20 protein-coding genes, 4 pseudogenes and 1 riboswitch are annotated in these 23,938 nt (G+C 45.7%); of the genes and pseudogenes, 12 read left to right on the top strand and 12 right to left on the bottom strand.

Annotated features, from left to right (window positions below; all coding sequences use genetic code 11):
- The 3 genes and pseudogenes from DWZ16_RS16235 to DWZ16_RS10730 form a co-directional block, all read right to left on the bottom strand.
- A pseudogene (locus DWZ16_RS16235) lies at positions 1-100 on the bottom strand (TIGR00730 family Rossman fold protein); the annotation flags it as partial.
- Positions 101-133: 33 nt separating this feature from the next.
- Positions 134-373, bottom strand: a complete 240-nt coding sequence (locus DWZ16_RS10735; protein ID WP_207663870.1) for a type II toxin-antitoxin system YafQ family toxin — start codon at positions 371-373, stop codon at positions 134-136.
- Between the two features lie 37 nt (positions 374-410).
- Complete coding sequence (locus DWZ16_RS10730; protein WP_118522774.1) at positions 411-683, bottom strand: type II toxin-antitoxin system RelB/DinJ family antitoxin; 273 nt, start codon at positions 681-683, stop codon at positions 411-413.
- Positions 684-818: 135 nt separating this feature from the next.
- On the opposite strand from DWZ16_RS10730, the pseudogene DWZ16_RS10725 reads away from it, so the two are divergent.
- Positions 819-953 (top strand): annotated as a pseudogene (locus tag DWZ16_RS10725) (cell filamentation protein Fic); the annotation flags it as partial.
- 438 nt (positions 954-1,391) lie between these two features.
- On the opposite strand, the gene DWZ16_RS10715 reads toward DWZ16_RS10725, so the two are convergent.
- Positions 1,392-2,753, bottom strand: a complete 1,362-nt coding sequence (locus DWZ16_RS10715) for an ATP-binding protein (RefSeq protein WP_118522773.1) — start codon at positions 2,751-2,753, stop codon at positions 1,392-1,394.
- A gap of 424 nt (positions 2,754-3,177) precedes the next feature.
- Here DWZ16_RS10715 and DWZ16_RS10705 point away from each other — a divergent pair, with 424 nt between their 5' ends.
- The 5 genes from DWZ16_RS10705 (at position 3,178) to DWZ16_RS10685 (ending at position 11,250) form a co-directional block, all read left to right on the top strand.
- Positions 3,178-3,510 (top strand): helix-turn-helix domain-containing protein, encoded by a 333-nt coding sequence (locus tag DWZ16_RS10705; RefSeq protein ID WP_182427338.1) that lies wholly within the window; start codon positions 3,178-3,180, stop codon positions 3,508-3,510.
- Between the two features lie 134 nt (positions 3,511-3,644).
- Positions 3,645-3,720: riboswitch (cyclic di-GMP riboswitch) on the top strand.
- A 90-nt stretch (positions 3,721-3,810) separates the two neighbouring features.
- A complete protein-coding gene (locus DWZ16_RS10700; RefSeq protein WP_118522770.1) occupies positions 3,811-5,655 on the top strand; it encodes an ABC transporter substrate-binding protein in 1,845 nt (614 codons plus the stop codon).
- 146 nt (positions 5,656-5,801) lie between these two features.
- On the top strand, positions 5,802-7,967 hold the full coding sequence (locus tag DWZ16_RS10695) for an ATP-binding protein (RefSeq protein ID WP_243022001.1): 2,166 nt from the start codon (positions 5,802-5,804) through the stop codon (positions 7,965-7,967).
- A 49-nt stretch (positions 7,968-8,016) separates the two neighbouring features.
- Positions 8,017-10,845, top strand: coding sequence for an ATP-binding protein (locus DWZ16_RS10690; protein WP_118522769.1), 2,829 nt, complete (start codon positions 8,017-8,019; stop codon positions 10,843-10,845).
- Positions 10,846-10,896: 51 nt separating this feature from the next.
- Positions 10,897-11,250: an Hpt domain-containing protein gene (locus DWZ16_RS10685; protein ID WP_107001123.1), complete on the top strand. Its 354-nt coding sequence runs from the start codon at positions 10,897-10,899 to the stop codon at positions 11,248-11,250.
- A 50-nt stretch (positions 11,251-11,300) separates the two neighbouring features.
- Here the strand turns inward: DWZ16_RS10685 and DWZ16_RS15500 are convergent, their stop codons facing one another.
- The 7 genes and pseudogenes from DWZ16_RS15500 to DWZ16_RS10655 all read right to left on the bottom strand — a co-directional run bounded on the left by DWZ16_RS15500 (position 11,301) and on the right by DWZ16_RS10655 (position 14,666).
- Positions 11,301-11,585, bottom strand: a complete 285-nt coding sequence (locus tag DWZ16_RS15500; RefSeq protein ID WP_147354952.1) for an ABC transporter ATP-binding protein — start codon at positions 11,583-11,585, stop codon at positions 11,301-11,303.
- A 197-nt stretch (positions 11,586-11,782) separates the two neighbouring features.
- A pseudogene (locus tag DWZ16_RS16900) lies at positions 11,783-11,865 on the bottom strand (4Fe-4S binding protein); the annotation flags it as partial.
- 12 nt (positions 11,866-11,877) lie between these two features.
- Positions 11,878-12,087, bottom strand: a complete 210-nt coding sequence (locus DWZ16_RS10675) for a ferredoxin-thioredoxin reductase catalytic domain-containing protein (RefSeq protein ID WP_301959329.1) — start codon at positions 12,085-12,087, stop codon at positions 11,878-11,880.
- A 123-nt stretch (positions 12,088-12,210) separates the two neighbouring features.
- Entirely contained in the window at positions 12,211-12,585 is a 375-nt protein-coding gene (locus tag DWZ16_RS10670; RefSeq protein WP_118522767.1) for a desulfoferrodoxin family protein, read from the bottom strand.
- A gap of 21 nt (positions 12,586-12,606) precedes the next feature.
- Positions 12,607-13,149 carry a rubrerythrin gene (gene rbr / locus DWZ16_RS10665; protein WP_022358553.1) on the bottom strand — a complete coding sequence of 181 codons (543 nt, stop codon included), beginning with the start codon at positions 13,147-13,149 and terminating at the stop codon, positions 12,607-12,609.
- A 79-nt stretch (positions 13,150-13,228) separates the two neighbouring features.
- On the bottom strand, positions 13,229-13,885 hold the full coding sequence (locus tag DWZ16_RS10660; protein WP_118522766.1) for a Crp/Fnr family transcriptional regulator: 657 nt from the start codon (positions 13,883-13,885) through the stop codon (positions 13,229-13,231).
- A 1-nt stretch (position 13,886) separates the two neighbouring features.
- The gene (locus DWZ16_RS10655; protein ID WP_118522765.1) at positions 13,887-14,666 is read right to left on the bottom strand and encodes a DUF134 domain-containing protein; all 780 of its coding nucleotides are present in this window, start codon (positions 14,664-14,666) and stop codon (positions 13,887-13,889) included.
- On the opposite strand from DWZ16_RS10655, the gene DWZ16_RS16230 reads away from it, so the two are divergent.
- Positions 14,665-14,898, top strand: a complete 234-nt coding sequence (locus DWZ16_RS16230; protein ID WP_243022000.1) for a hypothetical protein — start codon at positions 14,665-14,667, stop codon at positions 14,896-14,898. The genes DWZ16_RS10655 and DWZ16_RS16230 overlap by 2 nt on opposite strands.
- Positions 14,899-14,942: 44 nt before the next feature.
- Here DWZ16_RS16230 and DWZ16_RS10645 read toward each other — a convergent pair whose 3' ends face one another.
- Positions 14,943-15,842, bottom strand: coding sequence for an AraC family transcriptional regulator (locus DWZ16_RS10645; protein ID WP_118522764.1), 900 nt, complete (start codon positions 15,840-15,842; stop codon positions 14,943-14,945).
- Positions 15,843-15,958: 116 nt separating this feature from the next.
- Between DWZ16_RS10645 and DWZ16_RS10640 the strand changes: the two are divergent.
- The 5 genes and pseudogenes from DWZ16_RS10640 to DWZ16_RS16895 all read left to right on the top strand — a co-directional run bounded on the left by DWZ16_RS10640 (position 15,959) and on the right by DWZ16_RS16895 (position 23,754).
- Positions 15,959-17,148, top strand: a pseudogene (locus DWZ16_RS10640) (MFS transporter).
- A gap of 570 nt (positions 17,149-17,718) precedes the next feature.
- The gene (locus tag DWZ16_RS10630) at positions 17,719-19,671 is read left to right on the top strand and encodes an oleate hydratase (RefSeq protein WP_118522763.1); all 1,953 of its coding nucleotides are present in this window, start codon (positions 17,719-17,721) and stop codon (positions 19,669-19,671) included.
- Between the two features lie 288 nt (positions 19,672-19,959).
- A complete protein-coding gene (locus tag DWZ16_RS16225; protein WP_243021999.1) occupies positions 19,960-20,922 on the top strand; it encodes a hypothetical protein in 963 nt (320 codons plus the stop codon).
- 217 nt (positions 20,923-21,139) lie between these two features.
- A complete protein-coding gene (locus DWZ16_RS10620; protein WP_412694334.1) occupies positions 21,140-23,077 on the top strand; it encodes an HAD-IC family P-type ATPase in 1,938 nt (645 codons plus the stop codon).
- Entirely contained in the window at positions 23,032-23,754 is a 723-nt protein-coding gene (locus DWZ16_RS16895) for a cation transporting ATPase C-terminal domain-containing protein (RefSeq protein ID WP_412694333.1), read from the top strand. The genes DWZ16_RS10620 and DWZ16_RS16895 overlap by 46 nt, the downstream gene beginning before the upstream one ends.
- Positions 23,755-23,938: the final 184 nt, after the last annotated feature.

Raw genomic sequence — 23,938 nt, 5'->3', positions numbered from 1 at the left:
CATTTCCACTGTTTCCAATCCATGCCCCCAATTCCTCAACTGCTTTTCGTAAGCATGGGTCATTTCCTTCGTTTGCCCCAAGATAAACTGTTATATTCATTAAAAATTTCCTCCTACAACTTCCGATTTGTACTTATTTCTTAAACAGCTCAGAATGTGAACCAAGGCGATAAAGCATCAAAAGAAGAACTTCTCCACGAATCTCATAAATAAGCAGCCAGTCTGGTTCGATGTGATATTCAGGCGTGCCTTTATAGTTGCCTGTAAGATCATGATCTCTGTATTTTGCTTCCAGCGTACCGCCATTCGCCAGAATATCGATTACCTCAAACAGCTTATCAAGATTTTTATTTTGCTTTTTGGCAAGCTTCAAATCTTTTTAAATTGATTTGTAAACTGAATGTCGTATTTCATACATCGAGAGCTGCCTTAAGCGCATCCATACTGGAATAACGCGGAGCAGAAGGATCCTTCATCATTTTTCTGCCTTCCTCAATGGCAGCGGCTGTGGTATCATTCGGTACTTCCAGTTTTAATTCAAAAGGAATACCATGCTCACGGATAGCGGTTCTCAGGAATATATTTACAGCAGTTGTCATATTCAGACCAAGCTCATTGAAGATTTCCTCCGCCTGATCCTTGATTGCCTTGTCTGTACGAATATTTAAATTAGTTGTTGCCATACAGAACACCTCCATTCAAGTATAGTATATGCAGAAGTTCGGGTGATGTCAACATAATATCATTATACAAGCTGTGGATTTTCTGTTAAAATGCATCGAAGTCCTTCTGCGTAGCAATCTGCGAATAGACTTTGTATCAAGAAGATTTATGCTGATTCAGAGCTTGAAGAAGATTTAACTATTCGGAATTTCCGAATAGTTCAAACCGAAGGTTCTCGTCAGGTCACACGCGATACCAAACACTATAACCTTCAAATGATCATTGCCGTAGTATGATACCGGATAAGTTGCCGGAGGATATTCAAAAGATGTACGATCACGCACATAAAGAATAAAGAAATGCTGCATATTTGCCCTTTAGAGACAAATATACGGCATTATTAGTATTCAAATGGAATGAAGTTTTAGTTTGTGGATATAGAAAATGCCCTCCCGGCCATCATGGTCGAGAGGGTTTCGTGCATTTACGGGATTACTCTCCAATATCAATTTTCAGTCCGGACTTAAGCTCCACAGTGAAGTGGTCCTCCCAGACAATGATCCGCTCAAGCCAGCGCTTTACCAGGGCTTCGTCGAAAGCTTCCAGGTGTGCGGGCTGCTGCTTTATGAAATAGCGCACCACCTCTCTGCAAAATGGGTATAGAAAAAGCACCGTCCAAATAACCCTTGAACGATGCTCTGATAGTTAGCGGATTGTTGCTCAATCTTCTATCTCTTTATATTTTGTTTTATTGCAGTGGTCACTGCATCTATATTGAATGGCTTTGAAATGTGTCCGTTCATTCCAGAATCCAAGGATGCCTGTACATCTTCCTTGAAAGCATTTGCAGATTGTGCGATGATTGGAATTTTCGCAGCGTCTGGGCGCTCCTTGCTCATTGCACGAATTGCCCTTGCCGCCTGATGCCCATTCATTTTAGGCATCAGGACATCCATTAGAATCACATCATATGTGTCTGCTGGATTGTTGGCAAAACAAGCAACTGCGTCCTGTCCGTCTACTGCACGAGTTACATGCATACCTGCTTCTTCGAGCAGCGTGATTGCCAATTCCGCATTCAGCTCATTATCTTCTGCGAGAAGAACCTTTACTCCATTAAGGCTGACATCCTGTATCAGATTCAGCTCAGGTATCTGTTTTGGGTCTGCAAGTTCCATAGGAATTTCTACTGTAAAAGACGAACCACACCCTTTCTTGCTGTGAACCGTAATTGTACCGCCCATCAGTTCTACATATTGCTTGGAAATTGCCATTCCAAGCCCCGTTCCGGCATAATGTGTTCGTGCGCCGTTATCCTCCTGTGAAAAGGGTTCAAACAGCCTTTTCTGAAATTCTTCACTCATACCAATGCCATTGTCTTTTACCGCATAACTGCTTACAATATGCCGTTCGTCTATGCCCGGTTTGATACTAATTTCAAAAGTAATCGTTCCGCCATCTTTTGTAAACTTGACCGAATTGCTCAGAAGATTCGTCAATATCTCACGAATTTTTGTTGCATCCGTCAGAACATAAAGTTCTTTGGGGATGTTGCGATGTATCTCAAATGTTAAATCACGATTCAGTAGGAGTCCATCCACGATAGCAATCACATTATCTATTAGGACAGGCAAATTCTCCGGCTCAGGTGAGAAGCTTACCTTTCCGTTCTCGATACGGCTAAGATCCAGTACATTATTCAATAAAAACAGCAGATGCTCTGAACTTATTTTTACCTTTTGCAGACTATCGTGAATTTCAGATACATTTGTCTGGTTCAGTGCAATGTCCGTAAATCCGATAATAGCATTCATAGGTGATCGAATATCATGTGACATGTTAAGTAAGAAGGATGATTTTGCTCTGTTTGCGGTCTCTGCTTTTTCCGCAGCCTCGCGCAACAAAATCGTCTGTTCAATTTCATCTTCTCTTTTTCTTTTGTAGCCGATAAAGCAGACAGCACAAAGCAAAAACAGCACACATCCTGCCATAGCTCCAACATAAACGGATGCTCTTCTTGTTCGCTCTACAAGCCCATTCACAGACTGCATATCCATTTCAATGCATAAAGCACCAACTGTTGCTGACATACGCACAACCTCCACATGGCTTACAGTATACTCACATACTCGTGTCACGTCAATATAGTGTTATTATATGAGCTGTGAACTTTCTGTTAAAAGGCATCCATGTCAGATTGTGTAGCCATCTGCGAATAGCCTTTATATTCATCAGAAGGGTGATCCCTCTGGGATGGGGATTTATCCGCGGATATGCGGCTCCGCGGTATGAGAAGGCTTATTTTTTTGTTTGGGGTTTCAAACTTTTATGTGACAAACATAACTGTCTGTGTTATTATAAAAACGATATAAGCGAAAATGACTTTTTCGGAAACGAAAGTATCTTTATATTTTTTTATCCGTATACTTCCCATGATGGGGATAAATACTTGCAAAGTTGATTACTAATATTTTTTCATTATTACAGGTACAATAAGAACATGTAATAGCGGAAATGAGGTATAGTTACTTGCAGATAGAGAAGTATATTGCGGATAAAATAACATCTTTATGTGAAAAGCGTGATATCAGTAAATACAGATTATCGCAGCTGTCGGGAATTTCCCAGTCGTCACTGGGAAGGATCATGGCGCAGGAAAACTTGCCGTCGCTGATCACACTTGAAAAAATATGTGCAGCTTTGGGCGTGACATTATCGCAGTTTTTTCAGGAAGGTAATTCAGAGAATCTGACAGAAAAACAGAAAGAAGTTCTAGGGATATGGAACAATCTGAATGCAAATGAGCAGGAAACAGTAATGTCAATGCTTCGTGGACTTCGGAAGTAGAAGAACAGTTCGAGTATATATATCGGCTGTTCTTTTTTTGTTTTCAGGTGTTAAAACGGTAATGTTTTTCTTGTGTACAGTAGAGCGCTATAGTATAATAAAACCAGTTTTTTGCATAAGTTTAAAAGCTATAATAAGGAAATCGGCAAACCAGATGAAAGTCTGGGACGCAAAGCTACAGGGCCTGTAAAATGGCAGCCAGTTGCATAAAATGAGGTGCACTGTCTGTCTGACAGTGCTTTTTTGTGGTGTTATTTCATAGGCGTAACTATAATGACTTTATCAGGAAAGAGGTAAAGTATGAAAAAGGCAAAACGTTGTCTGATAGCAGTGGTGTCAGGTGTACTTGTAGCAACTGCTGTCTTGTCTGGATGTGGACAGTCAAAGAAAGAAGTATCTAAAAATGATGATCATCTTACCGTTTATCTGTGGGAAAATCGTTTGATGAAAAATATTGCACCCTATATCCATGAACAGTTTCCTGATCAGGATATTGAATTTATTATTGGGAACAATGATACCGATTTATACAGTTATTTTAAAGAACATGATGAATTACCGGATATCATAACAGTACGTCGATTTTCTGGAACAGATGCACAGGACTTACAGCCTTATCTTATGGATTTTGCTTCTTATGATGTTGTTTCTAAGTATTATTCCTATGCGGTGCAATATTATAAGAATGCGGAGGATGAAATCCAGTGGCTGCCAATCTGTGGTATTCCTCAGACGATCATTGCCAACAAAACACTGTTTGATCAGTATGGCGTAAAGATTCCAGAAAATTATGAGGAATATGTACAGGCCTGTCAGCAGTTTTATGATAATGGCATAAAACCGTATTCCATGGATCTTGGGGAAGACTGGTCTAATAATGAAATCATCCAGGCGGCGGCAATCGGTGAGTTTACAAGCCTGGATGGTATTGAATGGCGAAACGGTGCAGAGACTGCAGCGGATGAAGTGAAGTTTGATGATATATTATGGAAACGTATTTTTTCAGAAACCAGTCAGTTTCTTAAGGACTCGCATTTTGGCAAAGAAGATATCAATATTGACATCAGTACAGGAACCCAGATGTTTGTCGAGGGAAAATCAGCAATGTTTCATGGACATCCGACGGTTATGCAGCAGCTGCAGAAACAGATGGATGCGGAGCTGCTCCGTATTCCTTACTTTTCACAGACATCGGATGAATCCTATGTGTACATGACTCCGTCATTAAACATTGCATTTAACAAAAACCTGGAAAAAGACCGGGAGAAACTGGATACTGCACTGGATGTGCTGGATTGTATGATTTCAGAAGAGGGGCAAAAGCTGATTGCGGATGGAAGCGGTGTTATTTCATTGAATACAGACGTTCCAACCATGATGCAGGATGTACCTGGACTGGAAGAGGAAATTAAAAATAATGCTGTTTATATCCGATATTCCGCTCAAAAATCATTTGATGCAAGTCTTGAGGCTGTTCACGGGTTACTGTCAGGGGAAATGGATGAAACGCAGGCTTATGATACTTTGCGCAGTGTAATGAATCGTAAAGCTCCAGAAGAAAAAGCAACGGTGAATTTTGAAAATGAATATTCCATTTCACTGAACGATAGAAATGGCCGTGATGCAGCATCTTCCATTTTAACTACGATCAGAGAAGAAAATGATGCACAGCTGGCTCTGGCACCATATTATTATTTCACTTCTTCTATATATAAAGGAGAATGCACCAATAGCCGGGTTGGCATGATGACAGCAAAGAGTTCAGATACAGCATTATATTTTACAAAAATTAGTGGTAAACAGGTTTGTGAACTCGTGGAAAATTATTTCACCGATGCGGATGAGAATTTTTATGTAACCAATAAATACGAATTACCAATTGCATCCGGTATGAAAATGATCGTCAATCAAGAGGAAAGTGGATTTTCATTAAAGGACTTGACAGTTAATGATAAGAAAATAGACAAAGAAAAGGAATACTCGATTCTTCTTACAGACACCACAATGTCTGTTTTGAAAAAAATAAATCCGAAATGTGAGATTGAGCAGCTTAAAGATACAACATTATCAAGTGCATGGATCGAAGCAATGTCAAAAGGACAGCAGCCGTCAGCACCGGAAGATTATATAGAGGTTGAACAGTAAAAGTGGAGATAGAACAAACGGTAAATAAAAGAAAAAAAATAACAAGGCTGTTGCTTATACTACTTATTATTCTTTTAAGCGTAGTTTGTATAAAGTATCTTATAAGTAAGTCTAGCAAGTATATCAGTGAAAATGGAAAAAGCAGTATGGGAGCTGTTGTTGAACAGATGCAGCAGACCTATGATCTTCAAGTGAGTGGGTACTACAGCCAGCTGCAGTTGGTTGAGGAATTTTTACTTCATGAGAGGGAGCTGTCTCTTGAAACGGATGTGAACAAAAGTTTCTTTGAAGCATGGGAAAAAGAATTGAAAAGTACACTTATATTCCTTCAGGAAAATGGTCAGGCAATATCAGCAGGTGGAACAAAAATGCGGATTGATATGCCAAGTAAACTTCTGCTGGATTTAAAGAACGGATACAATATTGGAAAACTGGTGCGTCTTGATTATGCTCAGAAGAAAAAAGACGGTTATTTGGTTGCGATTCCATGTCAGGAATATACCATCAATGGGGAAACTTATACGGCAATTGGAGCTGTGTTTGATCATTCGAAACTGGATTCCATGTTAAAACTGAAAGGTTATGACGGGAAAGCATATTTGTTCATGCTGGATAATGACGGAAATATTACATATACGAACCAGAGTGGTGATAAATACCTGCGTAATTATTCTCTGTTAAAACATTTAAAAGGAGAACAGGCTATTACAGAAGAAGAGGCTGATTTGTTCAAAAAGAAGTTTGATAACAGAGAATCCGGAGTTGCACTTTTGGGAAAACAGAACCCCTATTATCTGGGGTATTGCCCGATAGAAAGCAACAACACCATTTTGGTATGTATTGTGGAAAGGGGAGTTGTTGACAATGTGCTGAGGGATTACCAGAAAACGGTGTTGTTTACAACAATACTCATGGCAGGTTATATATTTTTACTTTTTGCCGGATTATTCTACAGTATTTCCAGACTTAGTCTTGCAGATCAAAAAGCAGAATATGAAAAAAGAAATAATGAACTTCATTTACAAACAATGAAGGAAATGGAAGTAGTCAATCAAAAACTGAAAAAGGCAAAGAACGTTGCAACAGAGGCTTTGCAGACAGCTGAAAATGCAAATAAGGCGAAAACGGATTTCCTGTCTAATATGTCACATGATATTCGTACACCTATGAATGCAATCATTGGTATCACATCTTTGATCAGGCATGATGCAGGTAATAAAGCAAAAGTTATAGAGTATGCAGAAAAAATAGACATTTCATCACAGCACCTGTTAGGAATTATCAATGATGTTCTGGATATGAGCAAGATTGAGGCAGGAAAAACAGTCTTCAAGTATTCTGACTTTTCTATTCTGGATCTTGTACAGGAACTTGACACTATATTTCATACTCAAATATATGAAAAGCAGCAGACCCTTACAATCATAAAAGAAAATATTCAGCATGAGTGGGTGAATGCGGATCAGGTTCACCTGATGCAGATTTTCAGCAACCTGCTTTCCAATGCAGTGAAGTATACCCAGGAAGGTGGGGAAATTCAGTTCTTTGTAGAAGAATGTGAGACAAAGTCATCTGTCTATGCAAAGTACCGTTTCTTAGTTAGTGATAATGGTATGGGAATGTCGGCAGATTTCAAGGATACAATTTTTGATGCGTTTACCCGTGCGGAAAGTTCCCTTACAAATAAAATACAGGGAACCGGACTTGGAATGGCGATTACTAAGAATCTGGTTGAGGCAATGGGAGGTACCATTGATGTGGAGAGTGAATTGGGACAGGGAAGCTGTTTTGAGGTTCTCTTGGATCTGAAAATTGCAGAGGATAGAACGGTTGCTCTGGCGGCACAAGAAGAAACAGATGAGCAGGATGGAAATATTCTGCAGGGAATGAAATTCCTGTGTGCAGAGGATAATGAGTTGAACGCGGAGATCCTGATAGAACTGTTAAAGATTGAAGGTGCGGAATGTACCATTTGTGAAAATGGCGAAGAGATTTTGGAAGCATTTGAACAGTCTGCTCCAGGTGATTATGACATGATTCTGATGGATGTGCAGATGCCTATTATGAATGGTTATGATGCAACGAAGGCAATCCGCAGAAGCTCCCATGAAGCGGCAAAGAAGATTCCAATCATTGCAATGTCTGCCAATGCATTCTCGGAGGACATTCAGAATTCTCTGGCAGCCGGTATGAATGCACATATTTCAAAACCGGTTGAGATGAAGGTGCTGGAAAAGACGATCAGAAGCATAAAATCTGGTGGGGGGGGGGTACCGAACCGCAGGTCACTAAACAGTGACAAATGGATTTGATGCGACAGTGCAATTTTATTAAACCAGGAGGTTGACCAGGAGATTTAATATGATTTCGAGAGCTAAGAAATATGTGGCAGTGTTACTGACTTTTGTATGCGTGTGTATAATATTTTCTCCCCAGACTGCATATGCAGCCGAGGACAGTTCGCAGCATGAAACTGTCAAAGTCGGTTTCTTTGCCATGGATGGTTATCATGTGATGGATGAAGAAGGCAACCGCAGCGGATATGGCTATGATTTTCTTCGTCTGATGGCCCGTTATTGGGATGTAGATTACGAATATGTCGGATACGATCAGAGCTGGGATGATATGCAGCAGATGCTTGAAGATGGCGAGATCGACATGGTAACATCTGCCCGCAAAACACCGGACAGAGAAGAAAAGTTTGATTTTTCACGTCCCATCGGAACCAATTATGGGATGCTGACCGTCCTCAGTGACAACAGCACGATTGTGGACGGCAATTACAGCACTTACAACGGTATGCGTGTGGCGCTTTTGAACGGAAACACCCGGAATGAAGAGTTTGCGGATTTTGCAGACAACAAAGGATTTACATATGTTCCATCTTATTTTGATACGACCGCAGAAATGAAGGAAGCCCTTCAGAGCGAAAAAGTTGATGCGATTGTTACCAGTTCTCTGAGAAAAACAAACAATGAGCGAATCGTGGATAAATTTGGCAGCAGCGATTTCTATGTCATTGTTAAAAAAGGTAATACAGAATTGCTGAATGAGATCAATTATGCAATCGACCAGATGAATGCAGTTGAGGGTGACTGGAAAACGACACTTTATAATAAAAATTATGAAAGCATCGAAACTAAGAATCTGGAATATACGGAGAAAGAAAAAAGTATTATTTCACAGTATTCCAAGGACAACCCGCTTCATGTTCTGTGTGATCCGACCCGTTATCCATATTCTTATAATGAAAATGGTGAGATGAAGGATATTATCCCGGATTACTTCCGGAAAATTGCAGACTATGCCGGGATTTCCTATGAGTTTCTTACACCTGATACCAGAGATGAGTATATTGCTTATCAGAAAAATACGGAAACCACAGATATGAGCATCGATGCACGCCTGGAAACAGATAACTATGCTGAAACGAAAAAATGGGGGATTACTGCACCTTTCATTACGATGCAGCTGGCAAGGGTGACACGGCGTGACTTTGATGGAAAAATTAATGTTGTTGCTACTGTTGACCAGACAGCATCAAAGTCAATTGAAGATGCAATGGCACCCGGTGCAGAAAAGCTGATGTGCAGTACCCGACAGGAAATGATGGAAGCTGTCCGTGAGGGTAAAGCAGATGCTGCCTTCGTCTACTATTACATGGCACAGGCGTTTGTGAACAGTGACACTACGGGCACCATGACATATACTCTGCTGGAGCAGCCTACATTCACCTACCGCATGGTAATTTCATCAACTGAGAACCATGCGCTGGCTGGTATTCTGACGAAAGCAATGTATGCCATGCCACAATATCTTATTGAAGATCTTGCAGCACAGTATACTACACACAAAGCAACAGAGCTGACATTTGTTGACTGGATCCGTCTGCATCCTGCTGTTACTGTTTGGGTTCTTCTTATTTTTGGATGGCTGCTGACTGCTATGGCTGTGATAATGGTGCGTCTCAGTGCAAGAAAAAAAGCGCAGAAGGCGGCCCAGGAGAAAGCTGAGGAAATGGCGGAATTGGCAGAGCATGCACAGGCTGCAACCAAGGCAAAAACAGCATTTCTGTCACATATGTCCCATGATATGAGGACACCGATGAATGCAATCATAGGATTTACCGGTATTGCAATGAAAAACAATCCGTCAGACGAGGTGAAAAATTGTCTGGAAAAGATTGACGAAAGCTCAGAGCATTTACTGTCGCTGCTCAATGATGTATTAGATCTGACCCGCATCGAAAGTGGAAAAGTGAAATACAATCCGGTACCGGCGGATGTGAAAAACATTACAGATTCTGCATTGGATATTACAAAAGGCTTTCTTACGAACAGGGATATCAACTTTAAGATTCAGCGTGAAGAAGCAAAGATTCCAAATGTACTTGCGGATCCTGCACGCCTGCGTGATGTGCTGGTCAATATTCTGAGCAATGCCGTAAAATACACTCCGGATGGAGGGACGATTACATTTGAAGCCCGGTGTCTGGAAAAGGGCGGGGATGGATATATAAATATGCGTTACCGCATTTCGGATACTGGTATTGGCATGAGTGAGGAATTTACAAAAGAAGTTTTTGAGGAATTTGCACAGGAAGATTCCGATGTGAGAACGCAGTACCATGGAGTTGGACTGGGGATGGCTATCGTAAAGAAGTATGTAGATATGATGGGTGGAACCATTTCCGTGCAGAGTAAAAAGCATGAGGGAACCACATTTACTGTGGATATTCCTTTGAAAATTACAGATAAGGAATGTAATAAGTCAGACACAGGTATTTCTGAAAAGGTGAATCTTACAGGTGTGAATGTCCTTCTTGCAGAGGATAATGAACTGAATGCAGAGATTGCTGCCGTGCAGTTGGAAGAGTTCGGGATGAATGTAGAAAGAGTTGTGGATGGAAAGAATGCTGTTGAGATTTTCAGAAATCATCCGGAAAGCACATTTGATGTAATCCTGATGGATATCATGATGCCTGAAATGAATGGTTATGAAGCAGCAAAAGCAATCAGGGCAATGAATGACAGACCGGATGGAAAAAACATTCCTATTATAGCAATGACAGCTAATTCGTTTGCAGAAGATGTTCAGGCATCACTGGATGCAGGAATGAACGCACATTTGTCAAAGCCGATTGTGATTGATGAAGTTATAAAAACGATTTTAAGGTATGTATATAATTGATTAGCAGAGGTTCATGAATTAGTGGAATACAATTGACAGGAGGACTAAAATATGACAATGCAAGAGTGTTACGAAGCTATTGGAGGAAACTATGAAGCTGTCTTGGGACGCCTTCACAGCGAAGCACTGATTCGGAGATTTGCATTAAAGTTCCTTGAAGATCAGAGTTATATACAGTTAAAACAGGCATTGGAAAATAAAAATTATGAAGATGCTTTTCGCGGTGCACACACACTGAAAGGGGTGTGTCAGAATCTTTCTTTTGACCGTCTGTATGAGGTTAGTCATGAGTTGACAGAACTTTTGAGAGATAGAACCGGAGAGCAGCCGGGGATACCGGAAGCAATGGAAAAAGTAACAGAAGTATATGAGATGACAATTGAAGAAATAAAGAAGGGGCTGTAGTATTAAGTGATGCGACATGACTTTCTGCCTTGAATCAAGTGCTTGGAACATCATAAAAATGAGTGGATAAAGGAAACAAAATGTCGATTCACCAATAATTGGCCAAAGCGAATGTGGGAAAACTCCACCGCTCCCAGCGCATGGCCGATTCGCTTCGGTGCTTCCGGCTCTGCTTCCATCTCCGGCTCATCCAGCAGCTCATATACCCGCTCCATGGAGGCCAGCGCCGATTGCAGAGGGTTTGTCATATAGGAAAGCTCTGTGATCGGTTCGCTGGACATGTTCATGTACTGGAAAAAGGCCTGGAACGTGCCGGGGGTCAGGCTGCCTTTCATAAGCATCCCACCGCCGAGGATCGCAATCCATGTGTCTGCCCTCCACGGCAATGTTGATCATGTCGGCGGTGATGGTAGAGATCAGCAAAGCGCCTGCCGCATTCGCCAGCGTGACAAGTAGGACGAATACACACTTGCCGCAGCCTACGCATCGTTCCGCCTCTACGGCGGCGTAGCAGCCGCGGCGCACCCTGACAGCTCTCAGTGGACAGGTATTTTCACACACACCGCAGGCGATGCACCGCGTCTTATCTACGGCAGTCAGTTTCTTTGACAGCATAGCGTTCCTCCCTTAATCCTGCAAGGATTTGTAATAGAGCATACAGTGGCAAAATCCCTCGAAGCCGGGATCTGCAATTTGCTCCTTAAACTCCTGGCACATACACTTGGTTGCCTCTGTGCGTTCCCTGCGGCAGGGACAGTATCCGCCGGTGCGCTTGAGTCCTTCTTTGATGGTATTGACAATCTCCGGATCGGGATTGAGCTTGATTTTCATGTTCACCACCTCTTTCTTGTTTCATGATTGTGGCTTTATCATACCGCAGGGCAAAGCATTTTTCTGTGACGAAGTCACATTGATAAAAAAATCCGGTGCTCAAAAAGCACCGGGTTTTTGAAAGATGAATCACGCTTTCCACAGACTATGGAGGTTACAATAGGCGTAGACCGCTTCGACTTCATCGCCCTCGCAGAGAGCGAAGCAGACCTCCGGCTTTTCGCCGGGATGCAGTTCCTTGCGCTGATTGCCCTGCTTGGTCTGGAGAGATACCCACTCGATGTAGTGCTCCGGCAGCATGGGATGCTCCACGGATCCGACCTTGACATGGACGACGCCGTTTTCCACCGTCCAGACAGGAACATGCTTCTCCACGGCGGCGTCGGTGGTGCCGGGAATGATCTCGGTCATCGGCTCGCCGCAGCAGATGACGGGAACGCCCGTGTCCTTGACCTTGGCAATGATGTTACCGCAATGCTTGCAAATGTAAAACTTCTGCTCCATGATGATTCTCCTTTTCTTTCTTTAATAATTTTCCGCGTGGATCTCAAAATAGCTCTGGGGATGATTGCAGGCAGGGCAGACTTCCGGCGCTTTCTCACCGATCACAATGTGACCGCAGTTGCGGCACTCCCATACCTTGACCTCACTCTTGGCAAAGACTTCCGCCATCTCCACATTGTGCAGCAGAGCACGGTAGCGCTCCTCATGGTGCTTTTCAATAGCGGCAACCAGACGGAAGCGCTGCGCCAGCTCATGAAAGCCTTCCTCATCGGCAGTTTTGGCAAAGCCGTCGTACATATCCGTCCACTCGTAGTTCTCACCCTCAGCGGCGGAGAGAAGGTTTTCGGCGGTGTCGCCAATGCCGTTCAGTTCTTTGAACCACAGCTTGGCGTGTTCCTTCTCATTATCAGCGGTTTTGAGGAACAGCGCCGCGATCTGCTCGAAGCCTTCCTTCTTGGCCTTGGATGCAAAATAGGTGTACTTGTTGCGTGCCTCGGACTCACCGGCAAAGGCAGCCATCAGGTTTTTTTCGGTTTGAGTTCCTGCGTATTTCGTTTCTTTCATGGTGGATACTCCTTCCTGTTTTTCTGCTTTTATTGTAGCAAATCTATGATTTTCTTCTGTGACGAAGTCACATTTCTTCTTATTTTAGATGATTTAGTCTGTCCTTATCCCGCAGCGTGATTGCACCACGCTTCAGCTCCACCAGTCCGTCCTCCGAGAAGCTTTTGAGCATCCGTGCCACTGCCTCCCGCGCCGAGCTGATGTGCTGGGCGATCTGCTCATGGGTCATGCGTATCGTGTCGGAGCCGGTACGCTCCGCTTCGGTAAGGAGAAATTCTGCCAGCCGCCGATCCAATCCCTTGAACATAATCTGCTGCATCGCCCACATCACATCAGAAAACCGTTTCGTTGCCAGTTCATAGAGAAAACAGCGGACATGGAGATTTTTCTCCTTGAGCGTAGCAATGACATTTGCGGGGATAATCAGAACCTCCGTATCCATTCCTGCGGTCATTTGCGTATCAAAGGTAATCTGACTGATAACACAGGAGGCAGAAAGCACACATAGTTCTCCCGGATACAAGCGGAACAGCGTTACCTCCCGCCCCTCCTCGGAGAGAAGATAGGTGCGGATCTTGCCGGAAAGAACGAACATCATTCCAAGACATTCGTTGTCGCTGCTGTGAACGAATGCGTCCTTTTCATAATGACGGACAAAGGCACTTCGGCGTAGCGTTTCCATTTCGTGTTCGGTCAAGGATGACCAGAACGGAAGCTGTGTCAGTGTTCGTTCCATATCAATGGCAGCTATGCTTGCCGCAGCCGTGGTTACCGCAGGTGTGACCTTTCTCGCCGTGCTCATGGTCATGGTGGTCACAATGAACATTGGGGTCATAGCCCAGATTTCCGCTGAGCAATGCGCTCACCGCTGCATCAGCGTCCCCACTGACACCGCCGTAGAGCTTGATCCCCGCTTCGGCGAGTGCTGCCTGAGCACCGCCGCCGATGCCTCCGCAAATCAAAGCGTCCACGCCGTTCTGCATCAGGAAGCCTGCCAGTGCGCCGTGACCGCTGCCGTTGGTATCAACAACTTCCACATGAGTGATTTTGCCGTCCACAGCTTCATAAAGCTTGAACTGTTCGGTGTGGCCGAAATGCTGAAAAATTTGACCTTTTTCATAGGTAACTGCAATTTTCATAATGAAATCTCCTTTGCATTTTTTGTTGGATTTTTCTGTGTTGGCTCTCTGCATCCGGCACCAACGGCCGCAGTGGGCTGCCTCCTGTCCTCCGCAGATGCGGTAGTTTCCCCCGGTGATGTGCAGCGGTTTCCCGTGGACAAGACACGCTGCGATCTTGCGCCGTGCGACTTCGTAAATCTCCTGCACGGTAGAGCGTGAAATGTCCATTTGCGCGGCACACTGTTCGTGGGTTTGTTGCTCCAAGTCAACCAGACGAATGACCTCGTATTCGTCCAGCGTCAGCAGGATCGGCTTGGTATTCTCGCACCCATTGGGGCAGAAGGTATCAACTTGTGGTGCGCCACAAATCCGACGGCACCGTGGCGGTCTTGGCATGGACGAGTTCCTCCTTTTGTTTTCGGTATATACCGATTATAACATCTCACGCAGAAAAATCAATACAGATTTTTTAAAAGCCGCTGTAATGCTTATCTCCGAGCTGTGTGTCGGCTGCATGAGTTTCGGCAAGGCAGGGACCATGCACGACTGGACGCTGGATGAAACAGAGAAAGTGGTCAAACACGCACTTGAAACCCTATCTTCCTCACCGCGTTGTGGGAGGCATTGACCAGAATCCCGCGGATGGCAGCCGGAAATGCAGCGCCGTCCCAATCAGCGGCTTTTCTGTTTCCGGTATTCCGTTGGGGTTAATTGGTAGCGTTTTTTGAATAATCTGCAAAAATAGTCAACGTTATGAAATCCTGTCTCAGAAGAAATGAGACTGACTTTTTTCTCGGTTTTTGAAAGCAACTGACCGGCCTGTTTTAAACGGTAGTTAATGAGATAGTTAACCGGCGTTATATGTAAATATTTCCGAAACAGATTCAAAGTGGTACTCTTACTGACCATTGCCTGTTCTGCAATGTCATCCAATGAGATACTCCGTGAGTAATTTAGATGGATAAATTGCAGCATGAGCTGTAACCGGGCTTGAGAAGCGGTTGAATGATCCTTGTGTTCTTCCTGGTATGAAATGTCTGTATTTTCAAATATTTCCAGCCAGAGATTCTGAAGGAGAGAACTGGTAAGGAGTTCTTTGGATAAAACGGAATCCTGTGCAGAAATAATTTGCCGCATGATAGATAAAACCTTTGCTTGCCAGCATACTTCTTTATGAAATATGAGAAATGGCAATGGGTAAGAAATGATCGGCAGAATATATTTCTGATAAATCAGGCTGTCGCAAGGGGCAATAAAAGAAGGCATAAATACAAAATTGGGAATGAGGGCTTTTGAGGGAGAATAAAGGCGATGGAGTACCTTTGTATTAATGAATATGCCATTTCCTTCGGTTAAATGAAATTGGTCTTCTCCAATCCACAAAGTAACGGTTCCGGATTCAATATAAATAAACTCCAATTCAGTATGCCAGTGCCATTCGATACAGTTGAAATCAAAAACGGACAGATCTTCATAATAAAACTGGAAAGGATAGAGAGTGCTTCCGTGCTGAGCTGTCTCCATCAAATCTTCACCTGTAATGATTTTGGTATAGGTTGTATTTATATTCATAGAACCCCCACTCTTTGAAACATACTTTACGATATTATACAATAAATTTTGGAAATAAATCAATAAAAATAAAGATATTATGTTATATAATTCAATAAAAACGAGGAGTGATGACCATGCCAAATTACCGGAAAACAAAAATAGCCTGTTATATGGGATTTATTACACAGGCAATTGCAGCTAATTTTGCCCCATTGTTATTTTTGAAATTTCATAATGATTATCAGATTGCACTTGGAAAAATCGCATTGATTTCTACCTGCTTTTTCCTTACACAGTTGTTGGTAGACCTGTTTTGTGCAAAGTTTGTGGACAAAATAGGGTATCGCATCTGTATTGTTACTTCTGAGGTATGTTCCGTAGCAGGATTGGTTGGTCTGGCTTTTTTGCCGGAGCTTTTGCCGGAACCGCTTGTTGGAATTATCCTGAGTGTGATTGTATATGCAGTCGGAAGTGGTCTGATTGAAGTGCTTTGCAGTCCGATCGTGGAGGCGTGTCCATTTGATAACAAAGAGGCAACGATGAGCCTGCTTCACTCTTTTTATTGTTGGGGAGCAGTGGGAACGATTGTGATCTCTACACTGTTTTTTGTGGTGTTTGGCATGGACAGCTGGAAATGGCTGGCTGTCTTATGGGCGCTTGTTCCGGCCATAAATATCTATAATTTTGCAACCTGTCCGATCGAGCATTTGGTAGATGAGGGGGAAGGAATGGGAATAAAAGAACTGTTTCGAAAACCTCTTTTCTGGCTTTCCATATGTTTGATGATTTGCTCCGGTGCATCAGAACTGGCTATGGCACAATGGGCATCTGCTTATGCGGAGCTGCTCTGGGGCTGTCAAAGACAGTTGGTGACCTGGCCGGTCCCTGCATGTTTGCTGTTACAATGGGGATCAGTCGTATAATTTTCGGAAAATATGGTGATAAAATGGATCTGATGAAATTTATGATCGGATCTGGAATTTTATGTGTGATATGCTACCTGCTTGCTTCTGTATCGTTGAATCCGATATCAGGTTTGATTGGATGTATTATCTGTGGCTTTTCTGTTGGGATTATGTGGCCCGGCACAATCAGTATTTCATCAGAAAGATTTCCGGCAGGTGGAACGGCTATGTTTGCTTTGCTTGCTATGGCGGGGGACCTGGGTGGAAGCATAGGTCCGGGGATTGTTGGACGTGTTACACAAAGTGCAGGAGACAATATTCGTGCAGGTATGGGAGTTGGGCTATTGTTCCCGGTTATTTTATTAATCGTGCTTTTTATCTCAGTCGAGAAGACTCCCACCTCTTCAGGTGGTGAGTAATAGCAAATTTGTCTCAGTGGGAGTCCATTCTCCGACTGAGATAAACGCTCCGCGAGGATGCGCAGTGATTCTGATAGGAATATGTCAGCTTCGCTGACCAGAATCACGCGCCAAGTCTCACGGACGTTCGACTTGAATTTTGCAAGGCAAAAAATAATAAATGAAAGCTTTTTTACAATTCATTACATAGAAGTAATAAGTCAGAAAAACTGCCCAAAGAGTGATGGACTCAATTACAAAATATATTGAATCTAAGCTACTTCTAAAAGTAAATCGCAAGAAAAGTAAAATAGGAAGACCAATAGAGATAAAATACTTGGGATTCACATTTTACAATCAATTCAAAGCCAAGAAGTATAAAGCCAAAGCTCATGAAAAGTCAGTACAAAAGGTAGTAAGAAAATGGAATGACCAAAGGCAAACAGGAAGTGCCAGAAGATGATGCCCTTGACTTTTCTCCAAAAAAGTTTTACTATCAAACTACTATTAGATAGTATTAAAAACTAGATATCGGGGTAATGTAAAAAAGAAGTGGTTTGAAAGTTGAAGAAAGGCAGGGGCGATCAGGACATGAATAAGAAAGCATGGAAAGCGGGTGCGGTATCGGCACTGGCAGTTGGAGCGGGGCTGGCGGCAGCGGCGTCGAAGCGGAAAAAGGCAGGAAAAGTGGTTAAGTCGGCTTCGGATTACCGGAATACGGAACGCGGCAGCCAGGAGAAAAACAGCAAGGGAATTTATTATTCGAAGGGAAATTATGAGGCGTTTGCGCGCCCGGAGAAACCGGCGGGAATCGAGGGCAAATCGGCTTATATCGTCGGAAGTGGATTGGCTTCTCTGGCGGCGGCGTGTTTTCTTGTGAGAGACGCACAGATGCCGGGAGAAAATATCCATATTCTGGAGGCGATGGAGGTAGCAGGTGGTGCATGTGACGGTATTCAGGATCCGACCCGTGGATATGTGATGCGCGGCGGCCGCGAGATGGAGGATCATTTTGAGTGCCTGTGGGATCTGTTCCGCAGCATCCCGTCCCTGGAGGTGCCGGGGGCATCGGTTCTCGATGAATATTACTGGCTGAATAAACATGATCCGAACTACTCGCTCTGCCGTGCGACGGTCAACCGAGGCGAGGATGCACACACGGACGGCAAATTCCGCTTGAGCCAGAAAGGCAGCATGGAGATCATGAAGCTGTTCTTCACGAAGGATGAGGATCTGTATGACAAATCCATTGAGGATGTGTTTGATAATGAGGTGTTTGATTCGGATTTCTGGCTGTACTGGAGAACAATGTTTGCGTTTGAAAATTGGCACAGTGCATTAGAGATGAAACGCTATTTTCAGCGTTTTATCCACCACATTGGCGGACTTCCGGATTTCTCGGCACTCAAATTTACGCGTTACAACCAGTATGAGTCGCTGATTCTGCCGATGCAGAAATATCTGGAGACGGCAGGCGTCCAGATCCAGTTTGGCACCGAGGTTACGAATGTGCGGTTTGACATCCAGGGTGAGAAAAAGGTTGCGAAGGCGATCGAGTACGTGAAGGGCGGCGAGAAGAAGGAAATCGCGTTGACTGAAGATGATTTTGTCTTTATTACGAACGGAAGCTGTACTGAGGGAACGATCTACGGCGACCAGAATCAGGCACCGGTAGAAGGTGCGGAAGTGCGTACCAGCGGCTGCTGGAGTCTGTGGCGTCAGATTGCTGCGCAGGATCCGGCATTTGGACATCCGGAGAAATTCTGCTCGGATATCCAGAAGACGAACTGGGAGTCTGCGACGGTCACGACTTCGGATGAGACAATCATTTCCCAGATCCGCAAGATTTGCCGCAGGGATCCGAGAAGTGGACGCGTCGTAACAGGCGGTATCGTGAGCTGCCGTGATTCAAGCTGGCTGCTCAGCTGGACGATCAACCGTCAGGGACAGTTCAAAGCGCAGGATAAGGACGAGATCTGCGTCTGGGTATACAGTTTATTTACGGATGTACCGGGCGATTATGTGAAGAAGCCGATGCGCGCCTGCACGGGCAAGGAGATCACAGAAGAATGGCTGTACCATCTCGGAATCCCGGAGGATCAGATCGAGGAACTGGCTGAGAACCATGCGAACTGTACGCCGACGATGATGCCGTATATTACAGCATTCTTTATGCCGCGGCGTGCCGGAGACCGCCCGGACGTTATCCCGGATGGATGTGTCAATGCGGCATTTCTGGGACAGTTTGCGGAGACCCCGCGTGATACTATTTTCACGACCGAGTATTCCGTCCGCACCGCGATGGAAGCGGTGTATGGCTTGTGCGGTGTAGACCGCGGCGTACCGGAGGTATGGGGAAGTGTCTACGATATCCGCGAGCTTCTGGACAGCACGGTCAAGCTGATGGACGGCAGATCGCCGCTGGAAATGAAGCTGCCGATGCCGCTTGAAGCACTCAAAAAGCCGATTCTCCGGAAGATTGACAAGACGGTGGTTGGAAAGCTGCTGCGCGATCACGGCGTGCTGAAAGACTGGATGGTGTAAGAGACTGAGGAACGCAGGTGTTACTGTTCACAGTAACACGCAGGTAAATATGGCTGCGTTAGATAAAGGAAGACAGGCTGTCACAAACAGAAGGCCCCGGACGGAAAACGTTCGTTTGGCATTCGTGTGGCAGCCTTTTTTGTGTAACAGGAAATTGTCGTGAGGCGCATTCTTTTTCACTTGCCCGTTTTTCTCTGACATGATACAATAAAGATTGGCGTAAATGTAGAAAATTTGAGAAGAAAACGATTTTGAAAAGGATCGTTTGATAGATGTGAGGGAAAATAGATGGATTATTTACTTTGTATCCCGGCGCGGGAGACAAATACGAGAGAGAATTGTGAGAAAATACATAATGTTCTGGCGCGCATGTCCGATACCTACAAACTGCGGATTGTACCGGAACCGGTTAAGAATAAGCAGTTTCCATGTCCGCCGTATTACAAGAAATACCGGATCTACAAGCCGGTAAAGGAACGCGATACGAACGGAGAGGCATATCTGGAAAAAGAAGAGGAAGAGATGCTCTTGAGTTCCTGCAAGACGGAGGAAGAGCAGGAACTGATGAAAAGCTGTATCTATGCGTACCAGTATTCGGCGGCGATCGTACTTAAAAGCTTCCGGGAGAAGGAAAAGAAAAATAAGATGCAGGTTCGACCTCTTTCGGAGCGGACACAGGCGCCAAGAGGCGTAAGTGGTCCGAATAGGGGAACACGTCTGGAAACACCGGAAAAAGCCGAAAAGCCGGAACAGGAGCGCAGCGCACAAGAACGTCCGTCTGGCAGTGACAGACCGGAACGATCGGAGAGAAGCTATCGGAACCGTACAGCGGATCGTGCTGCTGAGGGGAATACTGAGCGCACGCAGGGCAGAGAAAGAGCTTGCTCAGAGAGAGAGAGGGCAGCGCGTGTTTCGGGAGCCGAGAGAGCAGCGGACAGACGTAGCGGAAACCGCGCGGTGCCGGAAAATGAGAAACGGGAAGACCGCTCGGCTTCTGGAAGGCGGGAGCGGTTTGAGCGCCGTCCATCGCGCAGAGGAGAACGACCAGAAGTGGAGAAAAATGAGGCCGTGAAAGACCCAGTGCAGGGCGAACTTCCGTTCCACGCTTACATGGAGACAGGCAGCCTCCCGGCGTTCCGGGATACGGCAACAACGGTGACTGTACAGCCGATACAGCGGAAGAAAGAAGGTTATATGCCGATGGAGCGCAAACCGGCCGCGCAGACGCAGGAGCCGGAACCACAGGTGTAAGGTATGTGACAGAAACAGAACGATAAAATTAAATCACAGAATTTATAGAATGGCATCGAAACAATAAGAGTTCCGATGCCATTTGAGCATCAAACAGGACTATGCTTTCCATTTCTTTATTCTAACCATTCAGTTCTAATCCCCCCTATTTTCCGCATATGAATAAATGCAGTCTGTGAAAAGTACAGAACAGGGACAGAAAAAGGGGGAAATGCGCATGTATGAGAACCGGACGGTGGAAGAGGTGTGCAGGGAGTTTTCGGTCGATTTGCGGACAGGCTTATCGGCAGCGGAAGTGGAGGTGCGGCAGCGCCATTATGGGGAAAATGAGCTGCGGGAAGCACCACCGCGGAGTCTGATTGTGCGCATCGGGGCACAGCTTTGCGACTCCCTGATTTTTGTGTTGTTTGCGGCAGCCGGGATCTCCCTGCTTTTGGGCGAGTACGGCGATGCGGGGGTAATTCTGGCGGTTGTCGTATTAAATGCCACGGTGGGCGTGATTCAGGAGGGGAAGGCGGAGAAAGCGCTCGAATCCTTAAAACGGATGACGCAGCTGGAGGCGGTTGTGATCCGGGAAGGAAAAGAGCGGGAGATTGCCGCGCGGGAGCTGGTGCCGGGGGATCTGGTCGTGCTCGATGCCGGGAGGCAGGTTCCAGCCGACCTGCGTCTTACCGAGACAGCTGAAATGCGGGCAGAAGAATCAGCGCTGACCGGCGAATCGCGGGCGGTTGAGAAAAACAGCCATTTTTTAGCCGCCGGTGCGCTTCCGGTGGCAGAGCGTAAAAATGAGACATTTATGACTTCTTACGTGACGGCAGGGCGGGGAAAGGGAATTGTCATCGCCACCGGCATGAATACGGAGGTAGGGAGGATTGCCTCTCTGATCCGCGAGGCGCCGGAGGAGGAGACACCGTTGCAAAAAAGGCTGTCGGATCTGGGGAAACTATTGAGTATTCTTACGATTGGGCTGTGCGTTTTATTATTTACCCTCGCTGTCTGGCAGAAGCGCGACGTGATGGAAATGCTGCTCACCGCGATTTCCCTGGCGGTAGCTGCCGTGCCGGAGGGGCTTCCGACGACGGTGACGATTGTGCTGGCGCTGGGAGTGACGAAAATGGCGCGGGCTGGCACGATCGTGCGCCGTCTTCCGTCCGTGGAAACACTGGGGGCAGTCAGCGTGGTCTGCTCAGATAAAACGGGGACGCTGACGAAAAATGAGATGACGGTGACGACATGTTATGTAAATCGACAGGAGTATACGGAACAGGAATTGGCGCGCTCTAAGGAAGGAGAAGTGGGAAAACGGCTTCTGGAGGTATTTGCGCTGTGCAGCGATGCCGGGGAGACGGTGGGGGATGCCACCGAGCGGGCGCTGTACGGATTTTGTGAAAACTGTGATGTATCTCCGGAGCATCTGCGTCGGAGATATCCGCGGAAAGGGGAGATTCCCTTTGATTCGGATCGGAAGAGAATGACGACGGTGCATGAGCAGGGAGAAAACTGGATTTCTTGTGTAAAAGGGGCGCCGGATGTGATTCTTAAAAGGTGTCGTTATGAGATGGAAGAGGACAAAATTGTGCCGCTGACCAGGGAGAGGCGGACAGAGATTGAGGCGGAGATCACGCGTATGTCCGCGCGTGCCCTGCGAGTACTCGCGGGGGCGTATAGGGAGCTTCAAACAGGAAAAATGCCGGATGGAAAGCGGGAGAAACAGGTGGGACAGCTGGAGCAGAACCTGATATTTCTGGGTCTGGCAGGCATGATGGATCCGCCGAGGGAGGCAGCAGCCGGGGCAGTTGAGGCATTTCGCAGGGCATCTGTGCGGACGGTCATGATCACTGGAGATCATGCAGACACGGCGCTTGCGATCGCCAGGCAGCTGGGGATTGCCAAACGGCGGGAAGAATGCATGACGGGGGCGCAGCTGGAAACGCTGGATGAGGGAGCTCTGGAGGAACGAATCGGTTCGGTATCAGTCTTTGCACGGGTGTCGCCGGAACATAAAGTCCGGATTGTGCGGGCTTTAAAACGCGCCGGGTGCGTGACGGCGATGACCGGGGACGGCGTAAATGATGCGCCGGCGCTTAAATCAGCGATATCGGGATCGCGATGGGAAAAGGTGGCACCGATGTGGCGCGGCAGGCGGCGGATATGATTTTGACGGATGATAATTTTGCGACGATCGAGAGGGCAATTGAGGAAGGGCGCGGCATCTATGAAAATATACGAAAATCTATACTGTTTCTGCTTTCCTCCAATCTGGGGGAGATTTTAACCATGTTTGCCGCCGTTGCTATCGGAATACCGGCGCCGCTGGGAGCCGGGCACATCCTTTGGATCAATCTGATTACGGACTCGCTTCCGGCGCTGGCACTCGGCATGGATGGAAACGACCGGGAAAACTTGATGCGTCAGCCGCCGCGCCGGACGGGCGAGTCGCTGTTTGCCGGAGGCGGATGGTTTTGCATGGCATTTTACGGGTGTTTGATTGCAGCGGTCACGCTGGGGGCATTTTTCAGCAGACAGGAGCTTTTGCGGGCGCAGACGTATGCATTTACCGTTCTGGGGCTGTCGGAGCTCTTTCATTCGGTCGGCATGCGCTCGCTCACGGGCTCGGCATTTTCGCGCAGTCTTGGGAAAAATCCGCTGATGCTTGCGGCATTCCTTGTGGGGGTTCTGATGCAGGTTGCGGTGACGGAGATTCCTTTTTTGATGAAACTCCTTCACACGGTGCGGCTGCACCCGGCAGAGTGGCTGGCGCTTCTCCTGTTATCCGCCACGCCGCTGTTAGTGCATGAACTTCTAGCATTTCTTCTTCGGAAACGGCATTGATACAGCGAAAATGCAGTTTACAGATAGGTATTTTTGAAGCCGCGGCAAATTCCGTTACTGGGCACATATGCGCGAACAGTAACACGCGGCAGGAGATTGAGCAGATTTCGAAAACAGGCTTGTTCTTTTGGACAAAAAAACTTATAATAAAATAGAGTCCAAGCTGATTTTGTCAGAAAAGTAT

It is taken from the genome of Clostridium sp. AF29-8BH (genome assembly GCF_003478145.1).
Lineage (GTDB): Bacteria > Bacillota > Clostridia > Lachnospirales > Lachnospiraceae > Otoolea > Otoolea fessa.
Note: the sequence above shows the minus strand (reverse complement) of the source record. Positions and strands in the feature narration are given on the sequence as shown.